This is a genomic window from Variovorax sp. UMC13 (assembly GCF_014170375.1).
GTDB lineage: Bacteria > Pseudomonadota > Gammaproteobacteria > Burkholderiales > Burkholderiaceae_C > Variovorax.
Genome location: NZ_LZZW01000036.1, coordinates 342,031 through 359,289 on the forward strand (window position 1 = coordinate 342,031; position 17,259 = coordinate 359,289).

The window sequence follows — 17,259 nt, forward strand, 5'->3', positions numbered from 1 at the left end:
GTAGCTATTGTGTTTTCAAAAACCCTGTCCGACGTCTTCGACGCCCAGTGCAGCGCACACCCCGAGCGTCCCGCCTATGTCTTCCTTCGCGACGACCTTTCGGTGGCCGAGCAGCGCAGCCATGCCGAGCTGGCGGACGAGGTGCGCGCGCTGGCGCAGGGTCTGGCGGCCATCGCGCGGCCGGGCGACCGGGTGCTGCTGGCCCTGCCGCCCGGGCTGGACTTCGTGCGCGCCTTCTGGGCCTGCCTGCGCGCGGGCTGCGTGGCGGTGCCGGCGCCGGCGCCCGACCCCGTGCGGCTGCTGCGCAGCGCGCCGCGGCTGCGCGGCATCCTGGACGACACTGCCGCCGCGCTGGTCTGGACCTCGACCTCCTTGCGCGAGGCGGCCCGCCAGGTCTTCGAGCCCGGGATGTTCACCGCCGCGCGCTGGATCGCCGCCGACGACCTGACCGGTTCCGCCCCATTGCCGGCGCCCGCGGCGCCGGACGCGCTGGCCTACCTGCAATACACCTCCGGCTCGACGCTGGCCCCGCGCGGCGTGCGCGTCAGCCATGCGCAGGCGCTGGCCAACGTGCGGGCGCTGCACGCGGCCACCCGGGTCGATGCGCACAGCCGGGTCCTGACTTGGCTGCCGCATTTCCATGACTACGGCCTGATCTTCGGCGTGCTCGCGCCCTTCTGCGCGGGCGCCACCAGCTGGCTGATGTCGCCGCTGGCCTTCCTGCGTCGGCCCCTGCGCTGGCTGGACGCGATCGGCGCGCTGCGCATCACCCATTCCGGCGCCCCGCCCTCGGCCTTCCTGGCCTGCCTGCGCGCGCTGGACGGCGCGGCGCCGGCCGCCGATCTCTCGTCGCTGGTCGCGCTGAGCTGCGGTGCCGAGCCGATCCGTGCCGAGACGCTCGAGCGCGTGCTGGCCGATTTCGGCCGCGCCGGGCTGCGGCCCGAGGCCCTGCTGCCGGCCTACGGCCTGGCCGAGACCGTGCTCGGCGTGAGCACCTCGCAGCCCGACCGGCCGCCGCTGCTGCTCGCCGTCGACGCGGCCGCGCTGCTGCAGGACCGCGTGGTGCCGCGCGATGGCGGCGCGGGATCGGCCCGCCTGGTCGGCTGCGGCCCGCCGCTGGCGGACACCGAACTGCAGATCGTCGACGTCGCCAGCGGCGCCGCGGCGGCGGCCGATGCCGTGGGCGAGATCTGGGTGCGTTCGCCCAGTGTGGGCGACGGCTACTGGCGCCAGCCCGCGCTGTCCGAAGCCAGCTTCGGCGCGCGCATGGCCGACGGCCACGGCCCGTACCTGCGCACCGGCGACCTGGGCTTCCTGCACCGGGGCGAGCTCTTCGTCACCGGCCGGCTCAAGGACCTGGTGATCGTCCACGGCGGCAACCACTATCCGCAGGACCTCGAATGGACCGCCGAGCGCGCGCACTCCGCGCTGCGCACCGGCTATGGCGCCGCCTTCTCGGTCGACACGCCGGAGGGCGAAGCGCTGGTGCTGGCGCTGGAGACCGAGCGCCGCGCGTCGGTGCCCGATGCCGAAGCGGTTGCGGCCGCGGTGCGGCGCGCCGTCGGCGACGCCCACGGCCTGCCCGTGGAGGCCGTGGTGCTGGTGCGCTCGGGCTCGCTGCCGCGCAGCTCCAGCGGCAAGATCCAGCGCCGGCGCACCCGCCAGCTGTACCTGGAGAACCGGCTCGACATGCAGGCCATTGTGGCGCGCGACGCCAGCGGCGATCCGTCGCTGCAAGCCGATGCCGAGGCCCCGGCGCGCGCGCTGCACCTGATGCCGCGCGACGCGCCCGAGCAGGCGCTGTGGGACATCTGGCGCGAGGTGCTCGACACCACCGCCTTCGGTGTGCACGAGAGCTTCTTCGAGCTCGGCGGCACCTCGCTGCTGATGACGCAGGTGGCCACGCGCGTGAGTCAGCAGATGGGCGTCGAGCTGCCGCTGGCCGACCTGTTCGAGCACACCAGCGTCGCGGCGCTGGCCGACCATGTCACCCGCCTGCTGGCGGTTGAAGGCGGCAGCGCGCCGGCCCCGGTCGAGGCGCCCGTGCGGGTGCCGCGCGACGGCCCGCTGCCGGTGTCGCTGTCGCAGCGGCGCATGTGGGTGATCCAGCAGTTCGATCCGGCCTCCTCGGCCTACAACGTGGCGGTCTCGGTGCGGCTGCGCGGCGCGCTCGACGTCGCGCTGCTGCAGCGGGCCTTCGACCTGATGGTCGCGCGCCACGAGAGCCTGCGCACCCGCCTGGTCCTCGACGGCGCCGGCCCGGTGCAGCGCATCGCGCCTTCGGCCTCGTTCACCATCGAGCAGATCGACCTGTCCGCGCGGCCCGATCGCGTGGCCCAGGCCCGCGTGCTGCTGGGCGAGCGCCTGGCCGCGCCCTTCGACCTCGCGCAGGCGCCGCTGCACCGCGCCAGCCTGCTGCGCTTCGACGCCCGCGACCATGTGCTGCTGTGGGTCATGCACCACGCGATCGCCGACAACTGGTCCTTCGCGGTGCTGATGCGCGAGGCGCTGGCCGCCTATGCCGCCTGGCAGGCGGGTCGCACGCCGCAGCCCGCCCCGATCCCGGTCGAGTACGCCGACTACGCGGCCTGGCAGCGCAGCCCGGCCGCGGTGGCGCAGCGGCAGCCGCAGCTGGCCTACTGGCGCGCCCGCCTGGCCCGGCTCGCGCCGCTCGACCTGCCGACCGACTTCGCGCGTCCGCAGCGGCCCAGCTTCCGCGGCGCCCGCGTCTCGGCCGCGCTGCCCATGCGGCTGCGCTCGGCCGTGCGCGCCTACTGCGCGCGCGCGTCGGTCACGCCCTTCGTGGTGCTGCTCGCGGCCTTCAAGCTGATGCTCACGCGCCAGGCGCGCAACACCGACATCGCCGTCGGCACGCCGGTGGCCAACCGCCACCGCTTCGCCGCCGAGCATTTGGTCGGCACGCTGGTCAACACGCTGGTGATGCGCACCGACCTGGCCGGCGACCCGAGCTTTGACGGGCTGGTGCAGCGCGTGCGCGAGACCGCGCTGCAGGCCTATGCCCACCAGGAAGCCCCGTTCGACGAACTGGTCGAGTCGCTGGGCCACGACCGTTCGCTGCATCCCGAAGGGCTGGTGCGCGTGCTGTTCAACGTGCTCAATGCCCCGCTCGGGCGGCTCGACCACGCGGGACTGGAGGTGGAGGAATTCCCCTTCGAGCGCACCACCGCGCAGTTCGACCTGTCGGTGCACATCGACACCGAGTTCACCCACCGCATCCACCTCGAGTACGCGAGCGACCTGTACGCGCCCGCGACCGCCGAGCGCATGCTCGAGAACTACCTGGCCCTGCTCGAGCGGCTGCTGGCCCGGCCCGCGGCGCCGCTGTCGGCGATGGCCATCGTCGCGCCGGCCCAGCGCGCCTTCCTGCGCGAAGGCTGGAACGCCACGCAGGCGGCGCTGCCACCCGAGCAGACGGTGCATCGCTACCTGGCGGGCGCCGCGGTGGCGCCCGAGACGGTCGCGGCCGTCGACTCGGCCGGCATCCGGCTGAGCTACGGCGAGCTGGCCGCGCGCTCGAACGCACTGGCGCGTGCACTGCGCGCGCGCGGCATCGGCCGCGGCCACCGCGTCGGCCTGGGCGTGGCGCGCGACACGGCCATGCTAGTGGCGCTGCTGGGCGTGCTGAAGTCGGGCGCGGCCTATGTGCCGCTGGACCCGGACTTCCCCGCCGAGCGGCTGCGCTTCATGGCCGCGGACGCGGGCCTGTCGGCCCTGCTGACGCGCGGCGTGGCGCCCGACGGACTGGCCGACAGCAGCGTGCCGCGGCTGAGCCTCGACGACGATGCGCTGCTGGCCGGCCACGCGCGCGAGGCCTTGGCGGCCGACGCCCTGCACGATGCCGGGCCGCTCGATCCGGCCTACATGATCTACACCTCGGGGTCGACCGGCCGCCCCAAGGGCGTGGTGGTGCCGCACCGCGCGGTGGTCAACTTCCTTTCCAGCATGGCGCGCGAGCCCGGGCTCACGGCCGACGACCGCTTGCTGGCCGTGACCACGCTGTCCTTCGACATCGCGGTGCTCGAACTTCTGCTGCCGCTGGCGGTGGGCGCGCGGGTGGTGATCGCCGACGCCGAGCAGGTGCGCGATCCCTATGCGCTGGGCGCGCTCGGCATGCGCCAGGAGATCACCGCCCTGCAGGCCACGCCCACGCTGTGGCGCATGCTGCTCGATGCGGGCTGGCGCCGTCCCGCCGGCGGCACGCGCTTCCAGGCGCTGATCGGCGGCGAGGCCCTGCCGCCGGCCCTGGCCGAACGCCTGCTGGCCAGCGGCGTGACGCTGTGGAACATGTACGGGCCGACCGAGACCACCGTGTGGTCCACCGTCTGGCGCGTCGCGGCGCCGCGCGCGGGCATCGCGATCGGCCGGCCCATCGCCAACACCGACGTGCAGGTGCGCGACGCCGACGGCCAGCTGTGCCCGATCGGCGTGGCCGGCGAACTCTGTATCGGTGGCCTCGGCGTGACGCTGGGCTACCACCAGCGCGACGAGCTCACGGCCGAGCGCTTTCCGCCCGACGTCGAGGGCATGGCGCCCGAGGCCCGCTGCTACCGCACCGGCGACCTGGGCCGCTGGCGCCACGACGGCCAGCTCGAACACCTGGGACGCCTCGACCGGCAGGTCAAGCTGCGCGGACGCCGCATCGAACTGGGCGAGATCGAGGCGGCACTGCTGGACCATCCGGGCGTGGCGGAGGGCGTCATCGCAACCTGGGCGCCCAGTGCCGACGACGTGCAATTGGTGGCTTACGTGGTGCCGCGCGGCACCCCCCCCGATGCCGCCGTGCTGCGCGAGCACCTGCGCACGCGGCTGCCCGAGTACATGCTGCCGCAGCACCTGGTGCTGCTCGATGCCCTGCCCTTGCTGCCCAACGGAAAGATCGATCGCAACGCGCTGCCGGCGCCGCAGGCTGAGGTCCGTCGCGGGCCCCCGCGCCATCGCGCGCTGCCGACGACGCCGACGGAGCGGGCGATTGCAGCCGTCTGGTGCGAATTGCTCGGGGTCGAGACGGTCGCGCTGGACGACAACTTCTTCGACCTGGGCGGCCATTCGTTGCTGGCGATGCGCGCGGTGGTCGCGATCCGCGAACGGCTGGGCTGGCGGGTCGAGCCGCCGCGCATGGTCTACGAGACGCTGGGCCAGCTGGCCCGCGAAGAGAACCTCAGCGCTTCGTGAGCCCGCCCAGCGCGGCTTCGATCAGCAGGCGCAGCAGCGAGTAGATCAGCGAGCCGATCAGCGCCGCCAGGAAGCCCTTCACGACAAAGCCGCTGAGCAGCCCCGAGGCGGCCCAGAACATCAGCGCGTTGATGACGAACAGGAACAGGCCCAGCGTGACGATCGTGACCGGCAGCGTGAGCACCACCAGCACCGGCCGCACCACCATGTTGAGCAGGCCGATCACCGCCGCCGCGATCAGCGCCGAGGTGAAGCTGCTCACCTGCACGCCCGGATAGATGTAGGTTACCGCCAGCAGGGCCAGCGCGCTCAGGAGCCATTGGATGATCAGTCGCATGCGGTCCAGCATACCCGAGGGCCGCGCACGCACAAAGCACAACGGCCGCCCGAGGGCGGCCGTTGCGGCTGGACGCGAGACGCGCCTTACGGGCCTTGCTCGCCTTACTCGGCGAGTTCGTTCGCCAGCACCAGCAGGGCGCCCAGTCCCAGGGTCGCGCCCGGCAGCGCCCAGCCGGTGTGGCCGGCCGGCTTCTGGCCCGGCGTCACCGGTTCCATGTCCACGCCCAGCTTCGGGCGGCGCGCATCGATCACGCGGGCCGCGCCATGCTCGAGCTTGAGGCGCTGCGTCAGGTCGGTCAGCGGGCCCTGGGCCAGCACCGGCGTCACTTCGTCACCGGGACGGCGCAGCAGCGGAAGCACCTGTTCCTGCGTCTTGGCGAACCATTTGCCGCGCCAGTTCTCGCGCGCGCTGTGGCTCACCCATTTGCTGATGCGGTGGGTCATGCGCGGTGCGCAGGCCACCAGCACCCAGTGCTTGGCACCGGTGCTCACGGTGCCGGCCGGCGCCTTGGCGAGAAACTCGCGGGCGTAGGCCGCGTCGTCCACAAACAGAATGATCTTTTCCACGATGCGCTCCTTTGGATAGTTAGAGTGAGAGTGAGCCGGGACGCGAAATCAGACCGTGGCCGTATCGTGCGCCTTCGGCCGACGCGATGCAACCCACTTGCCGATGGCCAGCACCAGCAGGGCTCCGGCGATGCCGGCTGCGTACTTGATGGTGTCGGTCTGCGGGATCTTCGGCACCCAGGTCCAGGCGTCCAGGCGGACGACGGCGGGGTCGGAAATCAGCATCGTGCCGGCGATCCAGCCCAGCAGCATGCCGCCCAGCGTGATGATCATCGGGAAGCGGTCCATGAGCTTGATGACCAGCTGGCTGCCCCAGACGATGATCGGGATGCTGACCAGCAGGCCGAAGATCACGAGCGGCATCTGGTGGCCTTCGCCCGCGCCTTGCGCAGCGCCGGCGATGGCGATCACGTTGTCCACGCTCATCACCAGGTCGGCAATGATCACGGTCTTGACGGCGGCCCACAGCTTGTCGCTGCCGGCGATGTTGCCGTGCGCGTCGTCATGGTCGGGGGCCAGCAGCTTGATGCCGATCCAGACCAGCAGCAGCGCGCCCACGACCTTGAGGAAGGGGATCGCGAGCAGCGTGAGCGCGAAGAAGATCAGGATCACGCGCAGCAGGATGGCGCCGGCGGTTCCCCACAGGATGCCCTTGGTGCGCTGTGCGGGGGGCAGCTTGCGGCAGGCGAGCGCGATCACCACCGCGTTGTCGCCGCCCAGAAGGATGTCGATCATGATGATCTGACCGACCGCGACCCAGAATTCCGGGGTCATGAACTGTTCCATTGGATTCCTCTTTTCGTTTCGATTCACCGATCAGGATCGGATCGACGCGGTGGAACGAGGCCCGGAATCTCCGGAACGCGCAATCGCTTCGATCCAACCCTTGCAGGTTCAAATCGAAGGTCTTGCTCGGCCGCGCAAAGCGCGGCCCGACAGGCCGGAAGTTGTTGTGCTTCGTATTGACGACCTGGCGATACCCGCGGCGCGAGCCGCAGGCGGGAGCTACTCCCCTTCGTGGCGCGAATTAGAGCATCCGCGGCGCGGGTGTGGCAACCGGCCGCCCGGCGCGCTTAAGAAAAAGCATCCTGGAATCGTTGTCGCTGCTGGTTTTGTTGCTCCGGAAATGAGAGCGGCTCATATCCTTGGGGCAACCCGGGACTTTGCCGAACTATGATGCCGTCCCTGCATTTTTTCCTTTCCATGGCCGCCATTCACATCACCGACATCGAGGCCGCCATCAACCACTGGCGCGAGAAGAAACCCTCGCCCGACGGCATCACGCTCGCGCCCGAGCTGCGCGCGCTGGCCAAGGTCTACGCCCTGATGGTCTACTACCATGAGGACGAGGTCGACGAGGTCGGCTTCCCCGCCGAGGCCTGGACCGCCTGGCTCGCCTGGTACGACACCACCATCGACACCCCCTGCATCGCGATCTGCTCCACCAGCCAGGGCGACGACGAATGCAAGGGCTGCGGCCGCAGCTTCGACGAGGTCCAGTACTGGCCCGCGATGACGCCGGCCGAGAAGCGCCAGACCTGGCGCCGCATCACGATGGAAGACAAGGCCTGGCGCTTCAACACCTACGCCGAACGGGCCCGCGAGAACGCGCCCGACGACGACGCGGCCGATCCGCCCGCTCCGGACTGAGCCGACGATGCGCCGGCTGGCCCAGGCCCCCAACCTCTCGATCGCGACGCTCTGGGCGCATGCGCTGCGCGAAGAGGGCCTGGACGTGTCGGTGCAGCGCGAGTACCTGGGCGCGGTGGTCGGCCAGCTGCCGCCCGACCAGTGCCTGCCCGAGGTCTGGATCGAGGACGACGATCAGTTCGATGCCGCCACGCGCGCGCTGCGCGAGCTGCAGAACCGGCCGCAGCGGCGCTGGCATTGCAGCTGCGGTGAACTGGTCGAAGGCGGCTTCGAGCAATGCTGGCAGTGCGGCGCCATGATGCCGACCTTGCCTTGACCGCCTACCTCTTCGTCCTCGCCGTGGGCCTGCTGGCCGGCGCCGTCAGCGGCGTGATCGGCACCGGTTCCTCGCTGATGCTGCTGCCGGTGCTGGTCTGGGCCTTCGGCCCCAAGCAGGCGGTGCCGATCATGGCCGTCGCGGCCGTGATGGCCAACCTGGCGCGCGTGCTGGCCTGGTGGCGCGAGGTCGACTGGCGCGCCTTCTTCGCCTATGCGGTGCCGGGCGCGCCGGCCGCGGCGCTGGGTGCGCGCACGCTGATCGCGCTGCCGCCGGCGGCGATCGATCTCGGGCTCGGCCTGTTCTTCCTCGCCATGGTGCCGCTGCGCCACTGGCTGCGCGCACGCGACTTCCGGGTGCGGCTGTGGCAGCTCGCGCTGGCGGGCGCGGTCATCGGCTACCTCACGGGGCTGGTGCTGTCGACCGGCCCGCTCAGCGTGCCGGTGTTCGCGGCCTACGGGCTGGTGCAGGGCGCCTTCCTCTCGACCGAGGCGATGTCCTCGCTGGCGTTGTACGTGAGCAAGGTGCTGGCCTTCGGCGGCATGGGGGCCTTGCCGCTGCCGCTGCTGCTGCAGGGCCTGCTGGTGGGCGCGTCGCTGATGGCCGGCACCTTCATCGGCAAGGCGGCGGTGCTGCGGCTCGGGCCGCGCGCCTTCCAGTATCTGATCGACGGGCTGCTGCTGTGCTCGGGCACCGCGCTGCTGCTGGCCGCCTTCAGGCACGGCGGCTAGCCGGCTAGCGCAGCCGCTGCAGCTCGATGTCGATGCTGTTCTTGCCGTCGCCCAGCATCAGCGTGTTTTCCTGGATCGTCGCCTGCAGCTGCATGCTGCGTTGCGCCAGCGCCGCCACGGCCTGCGAGGTCTCGCTGGCGATGCGCCACACCTGCAGGTTGTCGGGCCGCGTGAGCTTGTTCTCGATGCCCTTCCACCAGATGCCGGCCGCGTGGCTGAAGCAGTAGAGCAGCACCTCGTCGGCCTTGCCGCAGGCCTTGAGCAGCGGCTTGTCCTCGGGCTGGCCGACCTCGATCCAGACGCGCGTGCGGCCGGTGAAGTCGCGCAGCGACACGTCGGGGTCGTCGGGGTTCGACAGGCCGGCGCCGAAGCCCAGCACGCCGTCGCCGTCGCACACGCTCTGCAGCTTGTGGGCGTTGAGGGCCAGCGCGATGAGCCGGACCATCATGCGTTCGTCGTTCTCGCTCGGATGGCGCGCGAGCGTGAGGGCGTGGTCGGCGTAGTAGCCGTGGTCGATGTCGGCGACCGCGAGGTTCGCCTTGAAGATGGTTGATTTGAGCGCCATGGGTGCGCGAGTGTATGCGCGCGCGGCGCACACACTCGGCCAGGTGCCGCCTAGAACGCGACCGACGCCTGCACGTACACCGTGCGCGGCTGGCCCACGTACTTGCCGCCGTTGTTGTCGACCGAGCGGGTGAAGGTCTGGCGGTCGAACAGGTTCTTCACGCCGACCGCGAGCTTGAGCTGGTTCAGCGCGGCGCCGAAGTCGTAGCCGGTGCGCAGGTTGACGGTGGCGAAGCCCGGGATGTCGCCGAGCCGACCGCTCGCGTCTTCCAGCGTGGTGTAGCTGGCGCCCGGGTCGGGCGAGCCCGGCGAGCGCTGCTTGCTCTGCGCGAACAGGTCGGCGTTGACCGTCCACGGGCCGCGCTCGTAGCGCGCGCCGAGCGAGGCCACCTGGCGCGAGTAGAAGGGCAGGTCGCGGCCGGCGAACACGCCGGCCTTCGAGATCGCCTGCGTGTAGGTGTAGGTGGCCGACACCGACAGGCCCTTGAGCGCGGGGTTCAGGTCGCCGAGCTGGTAGCGCAGCCCCGATTCGATGCCGCGATGCCGGGTGGCGCCGAGGTCGGTCCAGGTGCCGTCGCCCACGATGGAGCGGGCCAGCTGCAGTTCCTTGTCGAAGTCGACGTTGAACAGCGTGAGCTCGCCGCTCCAGGCTTCGCCCTTGTAGTGCGAGCCGATCTCGTAGGTGGTGGCCTTCTCGGGGTGCAGGCCGGAGGTCGACTGCGCGAGCTGCGCGTACTGCTGCGGCCCGAAGGACACGCCGGCGTTGGCGAACAGCGACCACTTCGCGTCCATGCGGTAGAGCACCGACAGCGTCGGCAGCACCTCGTTGGCATCGACCTTCGGGTTCAGCACGCCGGTGATCGTGCCGCCGGCCAGGTTGGTCACGTCGTTGAAGGTGCGGATCGATTCGTAGCGCACGCCGGGCGTCACGGTCCAGTTGCCGAAGTCGATCCGGTCGTCGATGTAGAAGGCGTGGGCGGTGGTGCCGCCGGCGCTGGTCTGGTAGACGTTCTGCGCCAGCGTGTTGGCGTCGAAGCCCACGCGCGGCCGGTAGTAGCTGCTGCGCGAAGCCACTTCCGAGCTGGCCTCCTTGAGGTAGCGGTAGCCCACGCTGACTTCCTGCACCACGCTGCCCGAGTCGATGAGGCGCGAGTAGCGCGGCTCGAGCGCGAAGGTGTGGTAGCTGCGCGGGGCCGCGGTCAGGCGGCGCTGGCCGGCGGTGGTGCCGCTGCCGTCCTGCTCGATGTGGCTGCCGCGGAAGGAGTCGGTGTAGTAGGTCAGCAGCTCGAACTTGTTGACGCCGTCGTTGTGCGTGTACTTGATCGAGCCGTCGGTGCGGCGGCCGGTGAAGTCGTCGAAGGGGCGGGTCGACTGGTACGGGTCGGCCGCGTACTGCGCGCTCGTCAGGCCGCCGGGCATGCTGCCGCTGCCTTCGAAGTGGTGCAGCGACAGCGCGATGTCGTCGGTCTTCGAGATGCGGTAGGCGCCCTTGAGCATCAGGTCGTCGATGTCGGTGCGGTCGTTGGCGGCGCGGTAGCCCTGGCCGTGCGTGCCCGAGTACAGCAGCGCGAGGCCCAGGCCCTTGTCGTTGGTGCCGCCGATGAACAGGTTGGGCGTGCTCTTGGTGCCGCCGCCGTGGCTCGCGCTCTCGACGCCCACGCTGGCCTCGCCCGCGAACTGCTGCGGGATCGCGCGAGTCACGAAGTTGATGATGCCGCCGACGTTCTGCGGCCCGAAGCGCACCGAGCCCGCGCCGCGCACCACGTCGACCGCCTCCAGGTTGCCCAGCGACAGCGGCGCCAGCGAGAGCTGGGGCTGGCCGTAGGGCGCATAGGCCAGCGGCACGCCGTCGAGCAGGATGGTGGAGCGCGGCGACAGGCGCGCGGTCAGGCCGCGCACGCCGACGTTGAGCGAGACGTCGCTGCCGCCGGTGCCGTTGCTCTCCTGCACCTGCACGCCGGGGATCTGGCGCAGCACGTCGCGCACGTTGGCCGAGCCGCTCTCGCGGATCTGCTGGCGCTCGATGATGGTGCGCGCACCCGGGTGCTCGAGCACCTTGGTCTCGGTCGGCGTGCCCAGCCAGTCGCCGGTGACGGTGACCGCATCGAGCGAATCGTTGCCGCCGGTGGGCGGGGCGGTGGCGGCATCGGCGGCGAAGGCCTGGAAGCTGACGGGGCACAGCGCCATCACCAGGGCGGCGCACTTTCTCTTCTGGAACACGGGGACTCCTCGGGGATATCGATCAGGAAACAGGGGGGCGGCGCGCGTCGGTGGCGGCCACGGCGGGGCTCGGCGCGCGGCGGCGCCACCAGAGCCAGACGCCGGTGAAGCTCAGGCCGGCCAGCACCGGGCCCAGCAGCGCCGTGACGGCCTCGTGCAGCGGGCCGCCGAGCATGCCGGTGTGCAGCGGATAGATGATGGCCACCGCGCCGGAGCCGGTGTCCAGGTCCTGCCAGCGGCGCGTGGCCAGCACCTCGCCGGTCAGCGGATGCAGCCAGACCGAGCTGATGCCGTTGGGATGCGGGTCGTCGGCGAGCCGGAAGCGCACCCGCAGCGGCCGGTCGGGGCCGGCCGGCACCTGCACGTAGCCGATGGGCTGGCCCGGGAACACCTGCTGGGCGCGCGCCACCAGTTCGTCCAGCGTCAGGTGGGGGCCCTGTGGCGGGCCTTTGGGCACCTTGGGCGGCTTGATCGGGGTCTGGCCGAGCGTGGCGGAAATGACGTCGCCCAGCGGCCGCCAGGCCATGTAGGCGCCGGTGAAGACCGAGACCGCGATCAGCAGGCCCAGCACCGCGCCGCCGGTGCGGTGCAGGTCGAACAGCCCGCGCAGCAGGCCGCGGTCGAGCGCGATGCGCAGCGAGGGCGGCCAGCGCCTGGGCCACCAGAGCACCAGCCCGGTGGCCAGCAGGAACAGGTAGGCCAGCGCCGCGAAGGCCAGCACGCCCTTGCCGGTGTCCTCAAGCAGCAGGCTGCTGTGGAGCTCGAACAGCAGGTTGTAGGCGCCCTCGTGCGTGCCGCGCCGGCCCTGCTCGGCACCGGTCGCGGGGTCGACGTAGAGCGTGCCGTCCCAGGGGCCGCGCACCAGCACCCACAGCGTGTCGCCCGGTTCGCGCGGCGGGCGCAGGGTCATGCGGGTCTTGGGGCCGAACTCGGCCACGATGCGCTGGCGCAGGGGCTCCAGGGGCAGCGCGGTTGCGCCCGCGGGGCTGGCGGCGGTGAAGAAGGTGGGGTGGGCCAGCCGGTCGAGCGGCAGCGCGACCACCAGCACGGCGCCGAGCAGTGCGGTGAGGCCGAGCAGGGGACCGAGGGTGAGGCCGATCCAGCGGTGAAGGCGAAGCCAGAGGCGTCTCAGGGGAGCGCGCGCCATGAAGCCAGGGACGAAAGTCCCGTCAAAAGGTCGTTGGCTGGCGCGCCGCGAGAGGCGCGTTGGCTGGGAGGTTGCGCGTCGGACAAGGCGCCGGGGCCGTGTAGGACCCGGCGCCGTGCCGCGCGAAGGCTCAGATTCTACGGGCGAGTTCGCCGGCCTTGCCGGTGTAGCTGGCCGGTGTCATGGCCAGCAAGCGGTCTTTCTCGGCCTGCGGGATCTCGAGCGAGCGGATCAGCCCGTGCAGCGCCTCGGCCGTCACGGTCTTGCCGCGCGTGACTTCCTTGAGCTGCTCGTAGGCGCCCTGCACGCCGAAGCGGCGCATCACGGTCTGGATCGGCTCGGCCAGCACTTCCCACGAGGCGTCGAGGTCGTCGGCCAGCGATTCCTCGTTGATCTCCAGCTTGCCCAGGCCGGTGGCCAGGCTGGCATAGGCCAGCGTGGCGTAGCCGAAGGCCACGCCGATGTTGCGCAGCACCGTGCTGTCGGTCAGGTCGCGCTGCCAGCGGCTGATCGGCAGCTTCTCGCTCAGGTGGCGCAGCACCGCGTTGGCCAGGCCCAGGTTGCCTTCGGCGTTCTCGAAGTCGATCGGGTTGACCTTGTGCGGCATGGTCGAGGAGCCGATCTCGCCCTTCTTCAGGCGCTGCTTGAAGTAGCCCAGGCTCACGTAGCCCCAGATGTCGCGCGAGAAGTCGATCAGGATGGTGTCGGCGCGGGCCACCGCGTCGAACAGCTCGGCCATGTAGTCGTGTGGCTCGATCTGGATGCTGTAGGGCTGGAAGGTCAGGCCCAGGCCCAGCGGGGCGGGCGTCTCGATGACCTTGCGGCTGAAGCTTTCCCAGTCGAACTCGGGCCAGGCCGCCAGGTGGGCGTTGTAGTTGCCCACCGCGCCGTTCATCTTGCCCAGCAGCTGCACGCCGGCGATCTGGTCGCGCGCCTTGGAAAGGCGCACCGCGACGTTGGCGATCTCCTTGCCGACGGTGGTCGGGCTGGCGGTCTGGCCGTGGGTGCGCGCCAGCATCGACACGTCGGCGAACTGGTGCGCCATCTCGCGCAGCTTGGCGACCAGGCCGTCGAGCGCGGGCAGCAGCACTTTTTCGCGCGCGGCCTGGATCTGCAGCGCGTGGCTGGTGTTGTTGATGTCCTCGCTGGTGCAGGCGAAGTGCACGAACTCGGCCGCGCTCAGCAGCTCGGGCCGGGCTTCGAAGCGCGACTTGATCCAGTACTCGACCGCCTTCACGTCGTGGTTGGTGGTCTTCTCGATCTCCTTGATGGCCAGCGCGTCGGCCTCGGAGAAATTGGCGACCAGGCCCATCAGGTACTTGCGGGCACCGGGCGTGAGCGGCTTGAACTCGGCAAAGCCGCAGTCCGACAGGGCGATGAACCAGGCCACCTCGACCTGCACGCGACGGTGCATGTAGCCCTGTTCGCTCATCAGGGGGCGCAGCGCGGCCAGCTTGGCGGCGTAGCGGCCGTCGAGGGGGGAAAGGGCGGAAACGGTGGAAAAGCTCATGGGCCCAATTTTAGGCGGGCCGCCGCCGGGCCTACTCGGCCGCGGCTTTGAAGAAGGCGATGCGCTCGGCCGTGGCCGGGTGGGTGGCGAAGGCCAGGCCGATCGAGCCGCCCTGGGCGCGGCCGCCCGGCTGCGTGCCGCGCCAGCGCTCGATGGCCTCGAAGAAGCCCGCCATGGCGCGCGGCGAGAGGCCGGCCGCGCGCATCAGCCGCACCGATTCCCCGTCGGCCTCGCGCTCGGCGTCGCGCGAATAGCCCAGCGTGGCCAGCAGCACCGGCGCGGTGCCGATCAGCGTGCCGAAGTCGCCGAAGGCCACCGACACCGCGAAACCGACCGCCGAGGCCTGGACCAGCTGGCGCATCGTGTGGCGCAGCCGCACATGGCCGAACTCGTGGGCCAGCACGCCCAGCACCGCGTCGTCGTCGCCCGGCAGCAGCTGCACCAGCGCGTCGGTCAGCACGATGGTTCCGCCGGGCAGCGCCAGCGCGTTGGGGCCCAGCGCCTTGTCGCGGCCCTGGCGGAACTGCAGGTTCCAGGGCGGCGCGCCCTCGGGGTGCGCGGCCTCGACCATGCGGGTGAAGGCGCGCCGCAGGCGTTCCTGGTCGGCCACGGGCAGCGCGCTCGGGCGCAGCATGGTGTCGTCGAGCTGGGCCAGCGTCCGGGTGCCGATCAGCGCATCGACCCGGTGCGGCACCAGGGCCGTCACGCCGCGCGCCGCCCAGGGCAGGCCCCACTGGTACATCGCGCCCACGGCGGCCCACAGCAGCAGCAGCCCCACGGCCACGCCGCGCCAGCTCTGCTGCGCGCGCACCACGCGGCTTTCGGTCGCGCCCACCTGCTGCGCGACCCAGGCGTCCCATTGCGCCACGTCCTGCGCCTGCAGGCTGGCGCCGCCGGGCAGCGCCAGCAGGCGGCCGCCGTGGCGCGTGCGTTCGGGCCAGCGCAGGCCGGCCAGCGGCACGGCGAAGGGCGCGGCCGCGCCGTCCCCGAGCGGCGTGACCTGCAGCCGCGCCTCGGCGATGGCCAGGCGCGCGCGCTGGGGCCGGCTGCTGAGGCCATCGAAATAGCGCGCCTCCAGCGCCTCGCTCACGGCGTTCAGAGGCCGATGTCCATGCCGAACAGGTCGGCCGCCATGTCGCCGACCGCCGCCGGGTTCTCCTGGCCGCCGGTGCGCGTGAGGGCGTCGAGCGAGCCGCGGGTCTCGAGCGTCACGGCCTCCAGGCGGGCGCGCCGCGTGTGGACCACGGCGAAGGGCCAGTACAGGCCCAGCGTGAGGAAGATCAGCAGGAAGTTCTTCAGCTGCAGGCCGATATAAGGGCCGAGTTTCATCTGGCTGTCGAAGCGCAGCACCGGGTTGCCGGTGGCCGACCAGAACAGGTTCTGCAGCCGCACCTGCAGGTAGGACTGGGGCAGGATGTTGAACAGCAGCACGCCGCCGATCGCGAACAGTCCCAGCAGCGTGAGGATGGCGGCGCTGGCCCCGGCCTTGCGGCCGATCAGCCCGAGCGAGGCGAAGAGCCCGAAGACCAGCGCCATGCCCACGAAGGCGAGGATGCCCAGCCCGAGCATGCGCAGGAAGACGCCGTAGACGCTGCCGGCCCTGGCCGTGAGCCGGGTCTGCAGGCCGCCGAGCGTGAAGTGGTCGTGCTGGTAGCGGCGCAGTTTCCAGAGGAAGAAGGGAAAGCTGGCCGCGAAGGCCAGCATGCCGAAGCCGATCAGGCCCGACGCCAGCGGCGAAGGCTCCCGGCTGCCGGGGTCCACCGTCAGGCCGGCGAGGGCCAAGGGCAGGATGGCCAGCATCAGCGGCGGCAGCATCGCGCCGTAGGCGCCGGCCCGGTCGCCCGCGAAGTGGAAGCGCAGCCCGCGCCAGCTCGTGTTGGCCAGCCGGAAGCGCAGCGAGGCGTGGAACAGCGCCGGCCACAGGCCCACGAAGGCCACGGCCGCCAGCAGCTCCGCCCAGCCCGAAAAGGCGCCGGCCACCAGGTAGGCGATCAGGAAGGCCCCGGCGATCAGCGTGCCGCGCAGCATCCGCGCCGGCTCGCCATGGAAGTCGAGCGCATCGCCGCCGACCCAAGTATTGGCGTAGAAGTACTTGAGCTTGCGCACCTTGGCCCAGGGAAGGTAGAGGCCCAGCGTGACCACGGTCAGCAGCAGGTTGACGATCCAGATTCGGAAGTACTCGCTGCCACTGGCCGTGAAGCGCACGGGGTGGCGTTCGGGGGCCGTGGCGGCCGCTGTGTCGATGTCCATGGCTTTTTGTCGCTCCCTCGTTGGTGATGCGCCACGATTCTGCACGCGCGGTCGGCCGCGGTCGCCAAGGCGCGCGGCACGGCGCGGCCTCACACTAGAATCAAAGCGCTACAGAACGAGGATTCCCCGAGGGGGGAAAGAGAGAGAGACCCAATGAAACTGATCGGATCTGCCGCCAGTCCCTACGTGCGCAAGGTGCGGGTGGTCATGGCCGAAAAGCGGCTCGACTATCAGTTCGCCATCGAGGATGTCTGGTCGGCGGACACAGCCATCGCCAGCTCCAACCCGCTGGGCAAGGTGCCTTGCCTGGTGATGGAAGGCGGCGAAGCCATGTTCGATTCGCGCGTGATCGTCGAGTACCTGGACACGATGTCGCCGGTTGGCAAGCTGATCCCGCAGCAAAGCCGCGAGCGCGCCGAGGTCAAGACCTGGGAGGCGCTGGCCGATGGCGTGATGGACGCCGGCGTGCTGCTGCGCCTCGAAGCCACCTGGGCGCACCGCGCCGAAGGCGAGCGCAGCCAGGCCTGGATGGACCGCCAGCGCGGCAAGGTCGTGGCCGGCATCGCCGCCATGGCCAAGGGCCTGGGCGACAAGCCCTTCTGCAGCGGGATCCACCTGAGCCTGTCGGACATCTCGGTGGGCTGCGCGCTGGGCTGGATCGAGTTCCGCTTCCCCGAGATCGACTGGCGCGGCCAGTACGCCAACCTGGCGAAGCTGCAGGACAAGCTGATGCTGCGCCCCAGCTTTGCCGAAACCAAGCCCTGAGCACACC

General features: G+C 71.1%; 15 protein-coding genes. 6 read left to right on the plus strand and 9 right to left on the minus strand.

Annotated features, from left to right (window positions below):
• Positions 1–9 precede the first annotated feature (9 nt).
• Positions 10–5,193 (plus strand): non-ribosomal peptide synthetase, encoded by a 5,184-nt coding sequence (locus tag A9977_RS31205; RefSeq protein ID WP_183028680.1) that lies wholly within the window; start codon positions 10–12, stop codon positions 5,191–5,193.
• Here the strand turns inward: A9977_RS31205 and A9977_RS31210 are convergent.
• The 3 genes from A9977_RS31210 to A9977_RS31220 form a co-directional block, all read right to left on the minus strand.
• Complete coding sequence (locus tag A9977_RS31210) at positions 5,180–5,530, minus strand: phage holin family protein (protein WP_183028681.1); 351 nt, start codon at positions 5,528–5,530, stop codon at positions 5,180–5,182. The genes A9977_RS31205 and A9977_RS31210 overlap by 14 nt on opposite strands.
• 104 nt (positions 5,531–5,634) lie before the next feature.
• A complete protein-coding gene (locus tag A9977_RS31215) occupies positions 5,635–6,099 on the minus strand; it encodes a hypothetical protein (protein WP_183028682.1) in 465 nt (154 codons plus the stop codon).
• Between the two features lie 48 nt (positions 6,100–6,147).
• The gene (locus A9977_RS31220) at positions 6,148–6,885 is read right to left on the minus strand and encodes a TerC family protein (RefSeq protein WP_183028683.1); all 738 of its coding nucleotides are present in this window, start codon (positions 6,883–6,885) and stop codon (positions 6,148–6,150) included.
• On the opposite strand from A9977_RS31220, the gene A9977_RS31225 reads away from it, so the two are divergent.
• From A9977_RS31225 to A9977_RS31240, 4 genes are read left to right on the plus strand one after another with little or no spacing between them, the layout of a single operon-like run.
• The gene (locus A9977_RS31225) at positions 6,872–7,276 is read left to right on the plus strand and encodes a hypothetical protein (RefSeq protein ID WP_183028684.1); all 405 of its coding nucleotides are present in this window, start codon (positions 6,872–6,874) and stop codon (positions 7,274–7,276) included. The genes A9977_RS31220 and A9977_RS31225 overlap by 14 nt on opposite strands.
• 26 nt (positions 7,277–7,302) lie before the next feature.
• The gene (locus A9977_RS31230; protein WP_183028685.1) at positions 7,303–7,749 is read left to right on the plus strand and encodes a DUF3717 domain-containing protein; all 447 of its coding nucleotides are present in this window, start codon (positions 7,303–7,305) and stop codon (positions 7,747–7,749) included.
• 7 nt (positions 7,750–7,756) lie between these two features.
• Entirely contained in the window at positions 7,757–8,065 is a 309-nt protein-coding gene (locus A9977_RS31235; protein WP_183028686.1) for a DUF2007 domain-containing protein, read from the plus strand.
• Positions 8,062–8,796 (plus strand): sulfite exporter TauE/SafE family protein, encoded by a 735-nt coding sequence (locus A9977_RS31240; RefSeq protein ID WP_259652221.1) that lies wholly within the window; start codon positions 8,062–8,064, stop codon positions 8,794–8,796. Before A9977_RS31235 ends, A9977_RS31240 begins: the two co-directional genes overlap by 4 nt.
• Before the next feature lie 4 nt (positions 8,797–8,800).
• Here A9977_RS31240 and A9977_RS31245 read toward each other — a convergent pair whose 3' ends face one another.
• The 6 genes from A9977_RS31245 to A9977_RS31270 all read right to left on the minus strand — a co-directional run bounded on the left by A9977_RS31245 (position 8,801) and on the right by A9977_RS31270 (position 16,487).
• Positions 8,801–9,361, minus strand: a complete 561-nt coding sequence (locus tag A9977_RS31245; RefSeq protein WP_183028688.1) for a YaeQ family protein — start codon at positions 9,359–9,361, stop codon at positions 8,801–8,803.
• A 50-nt stretch (positions 9,362–9,411) separates the two neighbouring features.
• Complete coding sequence (locus A9977_RS31250; RefSeq protein ID WP_183028739.1) at positions 9,412–11,547, minus strand: TonB-dependent siderophore receptor; 2,136 nt, start codon at positions 11,545–11,547, stop codon at positions 9,412–9,414.
• Positions 11,548–11,602: 55 nt separating this feature from the next.
• Positions 11,603–12,727, minus strand: a complete 1,125-nt coding sequence (locus A9977_RS31255; RefSeq protein WP_183028689.1) for a PepSY domain-containing protein — start codon at positions 12,725–12,727, stop codon at positions 11,603–11,605.
• Between the two features lie 130 nt (positions 12,728–12,857).
• Positions 12,858–14,237 (minus strand): adenylosuccinate lyase, encoded by a 1,380-nt coding sequence (gene purB, locus A9977_RS31260; RefSeq protein WP_183028690.1) that lies wholly within the window; start codon positions 14,235–14,237, stop codon positions 12,858–12,860.
• A 31-nt stretch (positions 14,238–14,268) separates the two neighbouring features.
• Positions 14,269–15,327 (minus strand): M48 family metallopeptidase, encoded by a 1,059-nt coding sequence (locus A9977_RS34725; RefSeq protein WP_183028691.1) that lies wholly within the window; start codon positions 15,325–15,327, stop codon positions 14,269–14,271.
• Positions 15,328–15,332: 5 nt separating this feature from the next.
• A complete protein-coding gene (locus A9977_RS31270) occupies positions 15,333–16,487 on the minus strand; it encodes a YjgN family protein (RefSeq protein ID WP_183028692.1) in 1,155 nt (384 codons plus the stop codon).
• Between the two features lie 153 nt (positions 16,488–16,640).
• On the opposite strand from A9977_RS31270, the gene A9977_RS31275 reads away from it, so the two are divergent.
• A complete protein-coding gene (locus A9977_RS31275) occupies positions 16,641–17,252 on the plus strand; it encodes a glutathione S-transferase N-terminal domain-containing protein (protein WP_183028693.1) in 612 nt (203 codons plus the stop codon).
• The last annotated feature ends 7 nt before the right edge of the window (positions 17,253–17,259 follow it).